The sequence below is a fragment of the Acuticoccus sp. I52.16.1 genome, from assembly GCF_022865125.1.
Classification (GTDB): domain Bacteria; phylum Pseudomonadota; class Alphaproteobacteria; order Rhizobiales; family Amorphaceae; genus Acuticoccus.
The window spans coordinates 2,653,390-2,666,258 of record NZ_CP094828.1 but is presented as its reverse complement, the minus strand read 5'-3'; the positions used below and the strand labels follow the sequence as shown (position 1 = coordinate 2,666,258).

Sequence of the window (12,869 nt, the reverse complement as noted above, 5' to 3'; positions counted from 1 at the left end):
CCCCCATGAGCCGCCCCCCGCTGCCCCCCTTCACGGCCGAGACCGCCGCGCAGAAGGTCCGCCTCGCCGAGGACGCCTGGAACGGGCGCGACCCGGAAGCGGTCTCGCGCGCCTACACGCCGGACAGCCGCTGGCGCAATCGCGCCACATTCCTCACCGGCCGGGCCGAGATCGTCGCGTTTCTCAGCCGGAAATGGGAGCGGGAGCTTCAGTACCGGCTCATCAAGGAGCTGTGGGCCTTCACCGCCGACCGCATCGCCGTGCGTTTCGCCTACGAGTGGCAGGACGCGGCCGGCGCCTGGTTTCGCTCCTACGGCAACGAGAACTGGCGCTTCGACGCCGATGGCCTGATGGCCGAGCGGCACGCCAGCATCAACGACCTCTCCATCACCGAGGCGGAGCGGCTGTTCCGCTGGCCCCAGGGCCGGCGCCCGGACGGTCACGCCTCGCTCACCGAGTTGGGACTCTGACCATGACCCGAGTGCCGAGCGACGTCGCCTTCACCGCGGCCGTAAAGGCGCAACAGTCCGCGCGCGGCTCGCGCGATATGTTCGAACGTATGGAGGACACACGCCCCTGGCCCGACCGGATCACCCCGGATCTGGCCGAGTTCGTCGCCGCCCAGCGCAGCGTCTACCTCGGCACCGCGAGCGCCGCGGGGCAGCCCTACATCCAGCACCGTGGCGGCCCGCCGGGCTTCCTGCGCGTCGTCGACGATACGCACCTCGGCTTCGCGGACCTGCGCGGCAACCGGCAGTACATCACGCTGGGCAACCTCGCCGAGAACCCGCACGCCTTCCTCTTCCTGATCGACTACACGAATGCGCGGCGCGTCAAACTCTGGGGCACCGCCAAGGTGGTGGAGGACGACCCGGCGCTCCTCGAAAGCCTCGTTCCCGCCGACGGCAAAGGCCGGCCGGAGCGCGCGATCCTCTTTCAGATCGCGGCGTGGGACGTGAACTGCCCGCAGCACATCCCGCAGCGATTCGAGGCCGAAGACGTCGCCGCCGCGCTCGCCCGCCGCGACACCCGCATCGCCGAGCTGGAGGCCGAAATCGCCCGCCTGAAGGCCTAGAGGCGGCCCGCAGGCGGCCTACATTCGTCACCCTCGCAGATCGCAGCCTAGCGGCGCGCGTCCTGGCCCGCTTCGCCGCGCGAAGTCGCCGACTCGCGCCGGTGAATGAAGTGCAGCTTCATATCTCTTGTGGACTAGTTAAAAGTCATCCTCTCGTCGCCGTGTTAGCACCCCGGTTAAGAACAAGAACCGGGAGGAATGGATGCGGTCGGACCAGCGCCTCGGCGCGATCCCGAACATGTCGCTCGAACGGCGCGCCTGGAACATCCGGCGCAAGGCGCTGCTGATGGGCGAGGTGCAGGGTCAGGGCTATATCGGCCAGGCACTCGGCATCGCCGACGTGCTCGCCGCCAGCTATTTCCACGCCCTCGAGTACCGCGCCGAAGATCCCGAGTGGGAAGGCCGCGACCGCTTCCTCCTGTCGATCGGGCACTACGCCATCGCCCTCTACGCCGTCCTGATGGAGGCCGGCATCCTGCCCGAGGACGAGCTCGCCACCTACGGGATGGACGACAGCCGCATGCCGATGTCCGGCATGGCGTCCTACACCCCCGGCATGGAGATCACCGGCGGCTCGCTCGGCCATGGGCTCGGCATCGCGGTGGGCATGGCGATGGGGCTGAAGCGCAAGAAGAGCGAGGCGTTCGTCTACAACCTCATGTCCGACGGGGAGCTGGGCGAGGGCTCCACCTGGGAGGCCGCGGCGTCGGCCGTACAGCACGGCCTCGACAATCTCGTCTGCCTCGTCGACTTCAACGATCAGCAGGCCGACGGCAAGTCCACGCAGATGCTGGCGCGCGTCCCCGAAGAGCGCAAATGGGAGGCCTTCGGCTGGCACGCCCAGCGCGTCGACGGCAACGACATGGCGGCCGTCGTCGCCGCGTTCGACGCCGCCCGCGCCGTCACCGCCGCCGGCCCGCGCGTCATCATCTTCGACACCACGATGTGCAAGGGCGTCGACTTCCTGGAGGCGCGCGAGATCACCCATTTCGTGCGCGTCGAGGCGGACGAGTGGGAGAAGGCGCTGGCCGTCCTCGAGGAAGGAAAGCCGCAATGACGCTCGCCTCGATGAAGCGCAAGTACGAGCCGCGCACGGTGCCTCGGCCGAAGGACGGCGAGACGCTCACCACCTCGGCGATGATCGCCTCCCTGGCGGCCGAGGGTTACGACACCGTCGCCGCCCCCTTCGGCCACGCTCTGGTGGAGCTGGCGCGGCGCGACGAGCGGGTCGTCGGCCTGTCGGCGGACCTGTCCAAGTACACCGACCTCCACATCTTCGCCCAGGCGATGCCGGACCGGTTCTACCAGATGGGGATGGCCGAGCAGGTGCTGGTGTCGGCCGCCGCGGGTTTGGCGCGCGAGGGCTTCCTTCCGTTCGCGACCACCTACGCCGTCTTCGCCTCGCGCCGCGCCTACGACTTCATCGCGATGGCGATCGCCGAAGAGAACCTGCCGGTGAAGATCGTCTGCGCGCTGCCGGGGCTCACCACCGGCTACGGGCCGAGCCATCAGGCGACCGAAGACCTCGCGATCTTCCGCGGCCTGCCCAACATGACGATCGTCGACCCCTGTTGCGCGGACGACATCGCCGGCATGGTCCCCGCCGTCGCCGCGCACGACGGGCCGGTCTACGCGCGGCTCCTGCGCGGCAAGGTGCCGAAGGTGCTGACGCGTCACAAGCCGGACTACAAGTTCCAGCTCGGCAAGGCGCAGACGATCCGCGAGGGCGGCGACGTCCTCGTGATCTCGACCGGCTTCATGACGATGCGCGCGCTCGACGCCGCCGAGACGCTCGCCGCCGACGGTGTGGACGTCGCGGTGCTGCACGTTCCGACCGTCAAGCCGCTCGACACCGCGGCCATCGTCGCCGAGGCCGGCAAGGGTGGGCGCCTGGTGGTCACGGCGGAGAACCATACCGTCGTCGGCGGCCTCGGCGAGGCGGTGGCGGCCACACTCCTCACTTCGGGCGTCGCGCCCACGTTCCGCATGATCGGCCTGCCGGACGCGTTCCTGGAGGCCGGCGCGCTGCCGACCCTCCACGACATGTACGGCCTGTCGGTCGCCAAGATCGCCGAGCGGATCCGCGGCTGGCTCTGACGCCGGCCGCCATCGCGAGGCATCGCAATTTCACAGGGAGTAGAAGGGCCATGGGCCTTCTGGAAGGGAAAACGGCCGTCGTCACCGGCGCGGCCTCGCCGCGAGGGCTGGGCAAGGCCACCGCGAAGCTGTTCGCCGAGCAGGGCGCCACGGTCGCGATCCTCGACCTCGACGCCGAGGCCGCGAAGGCCGCCGCGGCCGAAATCGGTCCAGGTCACCTCGGCCTCGCCTGCAACGTGATCGACAAGGTCGCCTGCGAGACCGCCGTCGCCGAGGTGGAGAGCGCCTGGGGCCGGATCGACATCCTGGTCAACAATGCCGGCATCACGCAGCCGCTCAAGATCATGGAGATCGAGCCGGAGAACTACGAGGCGGTGCTCGACGTGAACCTGCGCGGCACACTCTACATGGCGCAGGCCGTCATCCCCGGCATGCGGGCGCACAAGGCCGGCGCGATCGTCAATCTCAGCTCGGTCTCGGCGCAGCGGGGCGGCGGCATCTTCGGCGGGCCGCACTACTCTGCCGCGAAGGCCGGCATCCTCGGCCTCACCAAGGCGATGGCGCGCGAGCTGGCCCCGGACGGCATCCGCGTCAACGCCATCTGCCCCGGCTTCATCGCGACCGACATCACCGCCGGCAAGTTGACGTCCGAGATGAAGGACCAAATCGTCGCCGGCATCCCGATGGGCCGTGCCGGGGAAGCGTCGGACGTCGCCGGATGCGCGCTGTTCCTCGCATCGATCCTGTCCTCGTACTGCACCGGGACGGAAGTCGACGTGAACGGCGGCTCGCTCATCCACTGAGCCGCGGGCGAGTCCGGCCGCTGCGGCGGCCCAGCACACAAAGCAACAGGGAGGACGACATGAAAACAATGATGAAAATCGCGCTCGTCGCAACGACGGCGCTGGTCGCGGGCGCCGCCCAGGCCGACGAGGTGATCTTCGCGCACGGCTCCAACCCCGGCAACCCGCGCTATGTCGCGGCCGAGAAGTGGGCCGAGGTCTACGCCGCCTGCACCGACGGGGCCGACACCGTCAACGTCGCCCCGTCCGCGACGATGGGCGACGACGTCGAGATGCTGACCTCGGCGACGGCGGGCGTCATCCAGGTCACCGCCAACAGCCAGGGCGCGATGAGCCAGATCGTGCCGGAGATCGGCCTCCTGGGTCTGCCTTTCCTGTTCCAGGACCTGCCGGCCGCCTGGGCGGTGCTCGACGGCGACGTCGGCGCCATGCTGGACGAGCGGGCGCAGAATTCGGGCCTCAAGATCCTCGGCTTCTGGGACAACGGCATCCGCAACGTCACCCACGTCGAGAAGACGGTGGCCGAGCCGGCGGACCTGAAGGGAATGAAGATCCGCACCCCGCCCGACCAGATGACGATCGACATCTTCGAGGCGCTCGGCGCGTCCCCGGCCCCGCTCGCCTGGTCGGAGCTTCCCTCGGCGCTGCAGTCGGGCGTGTTCGACGGACAGGAGAACCCGCTCACCAACATCTACACCGCCAAGCTGCACACCATCACGCCGTACGTCACTCTGACCGGCCATAAGTACGAATCGACGCCGGTCGTGGCGGGCCTCGCCTGGTGGTCGGGCCTCGACGAGGCGCACCGGCAGTGCCTCCTCGACGCGACGGCCGAGGCGGGCAAGCTCCAGCGCCGCCTCTCGCAGGAGGGCGACGAGACGCTGCGCCCGAAGATGGAGGCGGAAGGCGCGACCTTCGCCGAGGCCGATCATGCCGCCTACGTCGAGGCGACGAAGGCGGTCTACGACAAGTATGCCGAGCAGTATCCGCAGCTGGTCGACGCGCTGCGCAGCGCCACCGCGGCCGGCAACTGATGGCGCGCGGCCGCTCCGAGGCCGCGACCGGGCGGGGGCCGCTGGGCCCCCTCCCGATGCTCGCCGGGTGGGTGACGGCCGCGCTCGACGCCGTCAGCCGCGTCATCGTCGTCACCACGCTGTCGACGTTGTTCCTGGCGCTTCTCGTCAATGTGGTGCTGCGCTACGCGTTCGGCTCCGGCATCGCCTGGGCCTACGAAATCCATGCCGTCCTGCTGCCGTGGCTGGTCGCGGCCGGCATCGTCATCGCCAGCGCGCGCTCGCGGCAAATCACCGTCTCGCTGCTGCCGGACGCGCTGTCGCCGGGGGCGGTGCGCGGTCTCCTGGTCGTCACCTCGGTCATCGTGCTGGCGATCTCGGTCAGCGTCGTGTGGACCAGCCAGCCGATCCTCAAAGCCTCGCAGTTCCAGCGCCTGTCGACCCTCGGGATCACACAGGTTTGGGGCTATTCGAGCCTCGTCTACGCCTTCGCGGGCGTCGCGGTCATCATGGTGATGGACATCATCCGCCTCCTCGGCGCGGGCGCGGCGACGCCGCTCGCCCCCGAGGCGCAGAGCCTGAGCTGAACCTCAATGACGCCGATCCTCACGGTTCTTTTCTTCGCCCTCCTCGCCCTCTCCGTCCCGGTCGCGTTCGCGATGCTGGGGGGCGTCGCCGGGGCGCTGTGGATCGAGGGCAAGCCGATGGCCGTGATGGCCCAGCGGCTCTACACCTCGACGCAGAGCTTCCCGATGCTGGCGATCCCGTTCTTCATCCTCGCCGGCAACGTCATGATGTCCGGCCGGTTCGGGGAATATCTCGTCAACATCGCGCGCCTCCTGGTGGGGCACATGAAGGGCGGGCTGGGGCACGTCTCCGTCATCGGCTCGGTGATGTTCGGGGGCGTCTCGGGCTCGGCGGTGGCGGATGCGCTGGCGCTCGGCAACGCGCTGATCCCGGTGCAGAAGCGCGAGGGCTATCCCGGCGGCTTCGCGGCGGCGATCAACGCCTCCTCGGCGACGATCTCGGTGCTGATCCCACCGTCGATCCCGCTGATCCTCTACGGGCTGATCGCCAACGTCTCGATCGTCGACCTCTTCGTCGCCGGCGTGCTTCCGGGCGTTCTCCTGGGCGGCGGCATGCTCTGCATGGTCGGCGTGGTGGCGCACTGGCGCAACCTGCCGCGAGCGCCGCTGCCGGGCGGTTTCCGCGCCTTCCGCCGCCAAATCCTGACCGCGATCCCGGCGATCCTGATGCCCGTCTTCGTCATCGGCACGCTGCGCTTCGGCATCGCGACGCCCACCGAGGTGAGCGTAATGGCGGTCGCCTACGCGCTGATCGTCTCCGGCCTCGTCTACCGCGACCTCAGCCTCCGCGCGCTGTGGCGCGCGATGGTCGACACCGGGCTGATGACCGGGGCGGTGATGCTCATCATCATGGCCTCGTCCACGGTGCAGTGGATCCTGACCGCCGAGCGAGTGCCGATGGAGCTCGCCGCCTGGGTGACGAGTGCGTTTTCCGAGCCGTGGATGGTGATCCTGGCGATCAACGCCGTGCTGCTGTTGGTCGGCGCCTTCCTCGACATGCCGGCCGCGGTGCTGCTCCTGTCGCCGATCCTGGTCTCGGTCGGCAACGCCATCGGGCTCGACCCGGTGCAGCTCGGCCTCATCATCGTCGTCAACCTGTCGATCGGGCTCTACACGCCGCCGGTCGGCACGACGCTGTTCATATCGGCCGCCATCGCGGGGGTCGGCATCGGGCAGACGGTCAAGGCGCTGCTGCCGTTCTACGCCGTCGCGCTCCTCGTCCTGATGCTGATCTCGTACGTGCCGATGCTGACGATCTACTGACCGCGGCTCAGGCCGCGTCCAGGAAGTCCGGGCCGACCGCCTGCGCGAACGTACAGCCCTTGGCGGCGAGCAGCGTGCGCACCGCCGCCTCGTGGCTGCCGCAGGCGGCGTCGATCCAATCGGTGAAGCGCTTGACGATGCGGCGGGTGTGGTGCCGCGGCGGGCAGACGAGGAAGTAGGCCGGGAAGTGGATCACCCGGAACGCGGGGCTGAACGGCACCAGTTCGCCCCGCTCCAGCTCGGAGAGGCACAGATTGGCGCTGTCGAGCGCGATGCCGCCGTTCTGCTTGGCGAGTTCGATCGACATCGACGACCGGTCGAAGCGGAACGGGTAGCTGAGGTCGGCGAGCGCGATGCGCTTCATCGCCAGCCACACGTCCCACCGGTAGAGCATCTTGACGCTGTCGATCAGGCGGGCGTGGCGCAGCTGCTCCAGCGGGTCGTCCGAGATCGCCTGGAGGGTCGCCAGGTATTCCGGGCTGCACATCGGCAGCACCATGTCGCTCATGATGCGCGTGACCGAGAGGCCGGCCCAGTCGCCGAAGCCGTAGCGCAGGTCGAAGTCGATCGCCTCGGTGTCGAAGTCGGTGAAATCGGGCGTGGCGTCGATGCGGATGTTCCACTCCGGGTTGGCCGAGGAGAAGGCCGCGATGCGCGGGCCGAGCCACCGCACGCCGAAGCTGGGGCTGACGCGGATGGTGAGGCTGCGCACCTGCTTCTGCCGCGAGATGGCGTTGCGCGCGTTGCGCAGGGCGCCGAACGCCTGCGTGGTGGTCTGGAACAGGCGGTCGCCGTCGAGGGTGAGGGAGAGGCGGCGCTTCTCGCGGCGGAAGAGGCGCACGCCGAACTGCGTCTCGAGCGTACGCACCTGCTGACTGACGGCGGACGGCGAGACGCCCAGTTCCTCCGCCGCCAGGGTCACCGAGCCGAGCCGCGCGACCGCCTCGAAGCAGTGCATGGCCCTCAGGTTGATGTCGCGCATGGCCTCGCCATCCTGTAGCCGGGCTACAAGACTACGTTAGCCCCACGAAAATCGCGAGCGTCGGGCGCGGCGCTACTGCGGCGCGGCGACCATCGGCGCGGCGACCATGTTGATCGGCGCGTTGCGGGCGTAGGCCTCCAGCACCTCGACGAGCTGGTCGGCGAGCACCTGCTGCGCCTCGTCCGAGGCCCAGGCGACGTGGGGCGTGACGATGACGTTGGGCCGCTCAGCGAGGCGCATCAGAATATCGTCCGCCGGCGGCGGCTCGACACTGGCGACGTCGATCCCCGCGCCGCCGACCCGGCCGCTGTCGAGCGCCGACTCCAACGCCTCGAGGTCGACGAGGGCGCCGCGGGCGGTGTTGATGACGATGGGGCTGCGCTTCATCGCGGCGAACGCCTCGGCGCCGAGGAGGTGGCGCGTGTCCGGCCGCAACGGGCAGTGCAGCGAGATGACGTCGGCGCGGGCGAGGAATTCCTCGAAGCCGACGCGGTTGCCGGCGGGCGTCTGGTCGCGCCGGGCCGAGTAGAGGACGTTCATGCCGAACGCCGCCGCCAGCTCGCCGACGCGGGTGCCGATGCCGCCGGCGCCGATGACGCCCATGGTGGCGCCGCGCAGATCCCGGATCGGCTGGGCGAAGAAGCAGAACTGCCCCGCCCGCTGCCAGGCCCCGTCCCGCACCTCGCGTGCGTAGAGGGTGAGGCCGCGGCGCAGACCCAGCAGCAGGGTGAAGACGTGCTCGGGCACCGTCGCGGTCGAGTAGCCGCGGATGTTGCACACGGGGATTCCCCGCGCGGTGCAGGCGGCGGTGTCGACGCAGTCGGTCCCCGTCGCGGCGACGACGACGCAGGCGAGGTCGGGCGCCGCATCGAGGACCGCCGTGTCGATCCGCACCTTGTTGGTGATGGCGATGGTCGCGCCGGCGAGGCGCGCGGCGGTCTCCTCGGGCCCGGTGCCGTCGTACTCGATCCAGGTGTGCGGGAAGGCCGGGCGGCCGAGGCGGATCTGCGGGGCGATGGTCGCCCGGTCGAGGAAGACGATGCGTGTCATTGGCCCACCAGCGCGCGTGCGGTCTCGGCGATGCGTGCAGGAGTGATGCCGAAGTGCTCGTAGAGCACCTCGGACCGGGCCGAGGCGCCGAAGCCGGACATGCCGACGAACCGGTCGCCCGGCCGCAGCCAGCGTTGCCAGCCGAACTCCACCGCCGCCTCGACGCCGACGCGCGGCGCCTCGCCGAGGACGGCGGCGCGATAGGCCTCGTCCTGCGCCTCGAACAGCTCCCAGCAGGGCATGGAGACGACGGCCGCGCCGATCCCCTCTGCCGCCAGAAGCCCCGCCGCCTCGACCGCGATGCCGACCTCGGTGCCGCTGGCGAGGAGGGTGACGGCGCGCGTTCCGGCCGGTTCGCGCACCACGTAGGCGCCACGGCCGGTGGGACGGTCGTCGGCGGCGCGGCGCACCGGCAGGGCAGGTTGCCGCGACAGGGCGAGGAGGCTGGGGCCGGCGGTTTGCTCGAGGGCGAGCTGCCAGGCCTCGGCGGTCTCTACCGCGTCGGCCGGGCGGAAGACGCGCATGTTGGGCATCGCCCGGAAGCTCGCCAGGATCTCCACCGGCTGGTGCGTCGGCCCGTTGCTGCCGACGCCGATGGAATCGTGGCTGAAGACGTACGTCACCGGCAGGCCCATCAGCGCCGCCATGCGCATCGCCGCCCGCTCGTAATCGGCGAAGGCGAAGTAGGTGACGTTGATCGGCCTGAGACCGCCGTGTGCGGCGATGCCGTTGGCCATCGCGCCCATCAGGTGCTCGCGCACGCCGCAGTGGACGTAGGCGCCGGCACGGTCGCTCGCGGTGAAGGCGGCGCGGCGGCGCTTGTGGTTGGTCGGCGCCTCGAGGTCGGCGCACAGGACCAGCGTCTCGGGCAGCGGGTCCGCCAGCGCATCGCACACCGCGCCGGAGGCGGCGATCGTCGGCGTCGGCCCGTCGAGGTCGAGGGCCGAAGTTACCAGCGCCTCGCCGATCGCCGGCCAGGCCGCCGGCAGCGTTCCGCCCGTCCAGCGGCGGAACTCCGCCGCCTCCTGCGGGCGGGCGGCGCGGTGGGCGTCGCGCCGTGCCTCCCAGGCGGCTCGCGCACCGCGCCCGCGGGCCATGGCGGCGTGCCAGTCGGCCCGAACGCACGGCGGCACGGCGAAGGGCGGATGCGGCCAGGCGAGGCGGGCGCGCGCCTCCTCCGAGTCGCGTGCCGTCAGCGGCGCGCTGTGGCCGCCGCGCTGCCCCTCCAGCCGCGGGATGCCGCGGGCGATCACCGTGCGGCAGGCGATCAGCGAGGGGCGCGGGTCGGCCGTCGCCGCGTCCAGCGCGGCGGAGACCGCCTCGATGTCGTGCCCGTCGACCTCGACCACATGCCAGCGGGCGGCGCGGAAGCGGGCCGGCACGTCCTCGCTGATCGCGAGCGCGGTGTCGCCGTCGTCGGTGATATGGTTGTCGTCCCACAGGAAGGTGAGCTTGCCGAGCCGGAGGTGCCCGGCGAGCGAGATCGCCTCCTGCCCGATACCCTCCTGCAGGCACCCGTCGCCGACGAAGGCCCAGGTGCGATGGTCCACCAGCTCCGTGCCGAAGCGGGCCGCCAGCCGCGCCTCGGCCACCGCCATGCCGACCGCCGAGGCGATCCCCTGGCCGAGGAGCCCGGTCGTCGTCTCGATGCCGGCCGGCTGGTCGATCTCGGGGTGACCCGCGCACACCGCGTGGAGCTTGCGGAAGTCGCGGATCGCCTCGGTCGGGACGTGCGCGTAGCCGGCGAGGTGCAGGAGCGCGTAGAGCAGCATCGAGCCGTGGCCGTTGGAGAGGACGACGCGGTCGCGGTCGGGCCACGACGGATCGGCGGGGTCGACCTCGATGTGGCGCGCATAGAGCGTGGCGGCGATTTCAGCCATGCCGAGCGGCACGCCCTGGTGCCCCTCGCCCGCGTTCAGGATCGCGTCGATCGCGAGAAAGCGGATCGCGTTTGCCATCTGGCCGATGTCTGCCACCGGTCTCCCCCCACTGTGCTTTGCGCGGAAAGGTAGCGGTGCGGCGGATGAGGCACAAAAGGCGATCTCTCATTGATCGATGAGCTGAGCTCATGCTTCATGGCGTCATGAAGGGTGGGATCACGCTGTCCATGCTGCGCAGCTTCGAGGCGGCGGCACGGCATTCGAGCTTCAAGAGCGCGGCGGACGAGCTGGGCCTGTCGGCGAGCGCGATCAGCCACTCGGTGCGTGAGCTGGAGGGTCTCCTCGGCGTGCGGCTCTTTCGTCGCTCGGGTCGGGGGGTGCACGCGACGATGGAGGGCATCGCCCTCTTCAACCGCCTCGCCCATGCGTTCGACGAGATCCGCCGCGGGATCGAGGACGTCGGCCAGCTGGAGCCGACGGTGCTGCGCCTGCACGCGGCCCCGAGTTTCGCGCTCCTGTGGCTGATGCCGCGGCTCTCCGCCTTCCTGGAGGCCAACCCGAAGGTCGACGTGCGCCTCAGCGCCGACACCGACTATGCCCGCTTCGCCCCGGACGACTTCGACCTCGACATCGTCTACGGCCCCGTCCGTGCCGAGGGGGTGCGGGCCGTCCCGCTGGGGGAGGAGACGGTGACGCCGGTGTGCGCGCCAGACCTCGCCGCCCGGATCGCCGCGCCCGCGGACCTCCTGGCGTTTCCGCTGATCCAGAGCGAGCAGAAGCAGGTGCGCTGGGACGACTGGCTGCGGGCCAACGGCCTGACCCAGTCCGGCAGCCGGCACCTGCGCTTCGACCGCAGCTTCATCGCCCTGTCGGCGGCCGAGCGCGGCATGGGCGTCGCGCTGGAATCGACCCGCCTCGCCGAGGAGGCGATCGGCACCGGCCGCCTGGTGGCGCCTTTGGCGGGCAACGGGCGTGACATTCGCTACGTCGGCCACTCGCTGGTGGTGCCGCGGGCAGTGCCGATGGGGCGCGCGACGCGGACTTTCGCCACCTGGCTCCTCGGCGCGCTCGGGGTGGTGGCGGGCGACGTCACGCGTGGCGACGCGCCGGAATTCGGTGCGGCCGGCGAAGCGGCTCAGTCGCTCGGCAGCGGGCGCATGTAGTTCATGGTGCGCAGCACCTCGCGCACACTCTCGAGCACGGCGCCGACGGCGGGGTTGGGCTGACCCTCGGCGTACTTGGCGCACACCGGCACGTCCTGGATCGGCGGGTCGGTCGCCAGGATGCGCACGCGTCCCGCCTCCGCCGCGCTCTCGGCCATCTTGACGGGGTAGATGCCGGCGGCGGCGCCGGTGTCGATGATGTGGGCCTGCATGGCGACGCTGGAGCAGATGACGAGGCGTGAGGGCGTCAGCTCGGCCGCGCCGAACCAGGCGATGGTCTGCCGGTAGCTCGCCGTGTTGGGCGGGTTGGCGATGACCGGGCGGTCGGCGAGGTCGGCCGGGCGCACGATCTGTGGGAGGTCCCAGCCGGAGCCGGCGATCCACCCCGTCGCCTGCGCGCCGAAGGGGACCAGCGTGAAGCCGGGCGCGGCGGTGGGGCTGACGAGGATGCCGAGGTCGAGGTTGGTCTTGTGCAGCTCCGTCTCCAGCGTCATCGACGTGGCGACGATCAGCTCGGGCTGGAGGCGCGGATAGTTGGTCTGCAACCGCTCCAGGATCTGCGACAGGCACACCATCGCGAACCCCTCCGCGACGCCGATACGGATGGGACCGGCGACGTCGCCGACCTCGCCGTGCTGGGCGATCCGCTCGATGCTGAGGAGGACGCCGTGCGCCTCGGGCATCAGCTCGCGCCCCACGGGGGTCAGGCGCACGCTGCGGCCGGAACGGTCGAACAGCGGCTTGCCGATCGCCTCTTCGAGGCCCTTGAGACGCAGCGAGACGGTCGGCTGGGCGAGGTTCAGCCGCTTGGCCGCGCGCTCCACCGTGCCGAGTGTCGCCGTCCAGTGGAAGGCTTCGAGCTGGGCGATGGTGATGCGACTCATTGTAGTTTCTCATGGGTTAGCCGCAGATATTCTCATTAGATCCAAAAAACACAATGAAATAAATCTGCCCCG

Annotated in this window: 13 protein-coding genes; 9 read left to right on the top strand and 4 right to left on the bottom strand. The window is 70.4% G+C overall.

Going from position 1 to position 12,869, the window contains the following annotated elements; genetic code table 11:
- Window positions 1-5 precede the first annotated feature (5 nt).
- From MRB58_RS12055 to MRB58_RS12020, 8 genes are all read left to right on the top strand, one after another.
- Window positions 6-470, top strand: a complete 465-nt coding sequence (locus MRB58_RS12055; RefSeq protein ID WP_244777247.1) for a nuclear transport factor 2 family protein — start codon at window positions 6-8, stop codon at window positions 468-470.
- 2 nt (window positions 471-472) lie between these two features.
- Window positions 473-1,075 (top strand): pyridoxamine 5'-phosphate oxidase family protein, encoded by a 603-nt coding sequence (locus MRB58_RS12050; RefSeq protein WP_244777245.1) that lies wholly within the window; start codon window positions 473-475, stop codon window positions 1,073-1,075.
- Window positions 1,076-1,277: 202 nt separating this feature from the next.
- Window positions 1,278-2,132: a transketolase gene (locus tag MRB58_RS12045; RefSeq protein WP_244777243.1), complete on the top strand. Its 855-nt coding sequence runs from the start codon at window positions 1,278-1,280 to the stop codon at window positions 2,130-2,132.
- Window positions 2,129-3,172: a transketolase family protein gene (locus MRB58_RS12040; RefSeq protein WP_371747173.1), complete on the top strand. Its 1,044-nt coding sequence runs from the start codon at window positions 2,129-2,131 to the stop codon at window positions 3,170-3,172. Before MRB58_RS12045 ends, MRB58_RS12040 begins: the two co-directional genes overlap by 4 nt.
- Window positions 3,173-3,222: 50 nt before the next feature.
- Complete coding sequence (locus MRB58_RS12035; RefSeq protein WP_244777241.1) at window positions 3,223-3,975, top strand: SDR family NAD(P)-dependent oxidoreductase; 753 nt, start codon at window positions 3,223-3,225, stop codon at window positions 3,973-3,975.
- A gap of 59 nt (window positions 3,976-4,034) precedes the next feature.
- Complete coding sequence (locus tag MRB58_RS12030) at window positions 4,035-5,009, top strand: TRAP transporter substrate-binding protein (protein ID WP_244777239.1); 975 nt, start codon at window positions 4,035-4,037, stop codon at window positions 5,007-5,009.
- Window positions 5,009-5,575 carry a TRAP transporter small permease gene (locus MRB58_RS12025; RefSeq protein ID WP_244777237.1) on the top strand — a complete coding sequence of 189 codons (567 nt, stop codon included), beginning with the start codon at window positions 5,009-5,011 and terminating at the stop codon, window positions 5,573-5,575. The genes MRB58_RS12030 and MRB58_RS12025 overlap by 1 nt, the downstream gene beginning before the upstream one ends.
- 6 nt (window positions 5,576-5,581) lie before the next feature.
- On the top strand, window positions 5,582-6,838 hold the full coding sequence (locus MRB58_RS12020; RefSeq protein WP_244777235.1) for a TRAP transporter large permease: 1,257 nt from the start codon (window positions 5,582-5,584) through the stop codon (window positions 6,836-6,838).
- Between the two features lie 7 nt (window positions 6,839-6,845).
- On the opposite strand, the gene MRB58_RS12015 is transcribed toward MRB58_RS12020, so the two are convergent.
- From MRB58_RS12015 to tkt, 3 genes are all read right to left on the bottom strand, one after another.
- Window positions 6,846-7,820, bottom strand: a complete 975-nt coding sequence (locus MRB58_RS12015) for a LysR family transcriptional regulator (protein WP_244777234.1) — start codon at window positions 7,818-7,820, stop codon at window positions 6,846-6,848.
- A gap of 72 nt (window positions 7,821-7,892) precedes the next feature.
- The gene (locus MRB58_RS12010; protein WP_244777232.1) at window positions 7,893-8,870 is read right to left on the bottom strand and encodes a D-2-hydroxyacid dehydrogenase; all 978 of its coding nucleotides are present in this window, start codon (window positions 8,868-8,870) and stop codon (window positions 7,893-7,895) included.
- Window positions 8,867-10,828, bottom strand: a complete 1,962-nt coding sequence (gene tkt / locus MRB58_RS12005) for a transketolase (protein ID WP_244781971.1) — start codon at window positions 10,826-10,828, stop codon at window positions 8,867-8,869. The genes MRB58_RS12010 and tkt overlap by 4 nt, the downstream gene beginning before the upstream one ends.
- 125 nt (window positions 10,829-10,953) lie before the next feature.
- Between tkt and MRB58_RS12000 the strand changes: the two genes are divergently transcribed.
- Entirely contained in the window at window positions 10,954-11,913 is a 960-nt protein-coding gene (locus MRB58_RS12000) for a LysR substrate-binding domain-containing protein (RefSeq protein ID WP_371747293.1), read from the top strand.
- On the opposite strand, the gene MRB58_RS11995 is transcribed toward MRB58_RS12000, so the two are convergent.
- Window positions 11,886-12,797 carry a LysR family transcriptional regulator gene (locus MRB58_RS11995; RefSeq protein ID WP_244777228.1) on the bottom strand — a complete coding sequence of 304 codons (912 nt, stop codon included), beginning with the start codon at window positions 12,795-12,797 and terminating at the stop codon, window positions 11,886-11,888. The two genes, MRB58_RS12000 and MRB58_RS11995, sit on opposite strands and share 28 nt — an antisense overlap.
- Window positions 12,798-12,869: the final 72 nt, after the last annotated feature.

What these genes read in the sequence shown, in the direction of transcription:
- MRB58_RS12055 (WP_244777247.1), top strand. Translation starts at nt 6, where the DNA reads ATGAGCCGCCCCCCGCTGCCCCCCTTCACGGCCGAGACCGCCGCGCAG.
- MRB58_RS12050 (WP_244777245.1), top strand. Translation starts at nt 473, where the DNA reads ATGACCCGAGTGCCGAGCGACGTCGCCTTCACCGCGGCCGTAAAGGCG.
- MRB58_RS12045 (WP_244777243.1), top strand. Translation starts at nt 1,278, where the DNA reads ATGCGGTCGGACCAGCGCCTCGGCGCGATCCCGAACATGTCGCTCGAA.
- MRB58_RS12040 (WP_371747173.1), top strand. Translation starts at nt 2,129, where the DNA reads ATGACGCTCGCCTCGATGAAGCGCAAGTACGAGCCGCGCACGGTGCCT.
- MRB58_RS12035 (WP_244777241.1), top strand. Translation starts at nt 3,223, where the DNA reads ATGGGCCTTCTGGAAGGGAAAACGGCCGTCGTCACCGGCGCGGCCTCG.
- MRB58_RS12030 (WP_244777239.1), top strand. Translation starts at nt 4,035, where the DNA reads ATGAAAACAATGATGAAAATCGCGCTCGTCGCAACGACGGCGCTGGTC.
- MRB58_RS12025 (WP_244777237.1), top strand. Translation starts at nt 5,009, where the DNA reads ATGGCGCGCGGCCGCTCCGAGGCCGCGACCGGGCGGGGGCCGCTGGGC.
- MRB58_RS12020 (WP_244777235.1), top strand. Translation starts at nt 5,582, where the DNA reads ATGACGCCGATCCTCACGGTTCTTTTCTTCGCCCTCCTCGCCCTCTCC.
- MRB58_RS12015 (WP_244777234.1), bottom strand. Translation starts at nt 7,820, where the DNA reads ATGCGCGACATCAACCTGAGGGCCATGCACTGCTTCGAGGCGGTCGCG.
- MRB58_RS12010 (WP_244777232.1), bottom strand. Translation starts at nt 8,870, where the DNA reads ATGACACGCATCGTCTTCCTCGACCGGGCGACCATCGCCCCGCAGATC.
- tkt (WP_244781971.1), bottom strand. Translation starts at nt 10,828, where the DNA reads ATGGCAAACGCGATCCGCTTTCTCGCGATCGACGCGATCCTGAACGCG.
- MRB58_RS12000 (WP_371747293.1), top strand. Translation starts at nt 10,954, where the DNA reads ATGAAGGGTGGGATCACGCTGTCCATGCTGCGCAGCTTCGAGGCGGCG.
- MRB58_RS11995 (WP_244777228.1), bottom strand. Translation starts at nt 12,797, where the DNA reads ATGAGTCGCATCACCATCGCCCAGCTCGAAGCCTTCCACTGGACGGCG.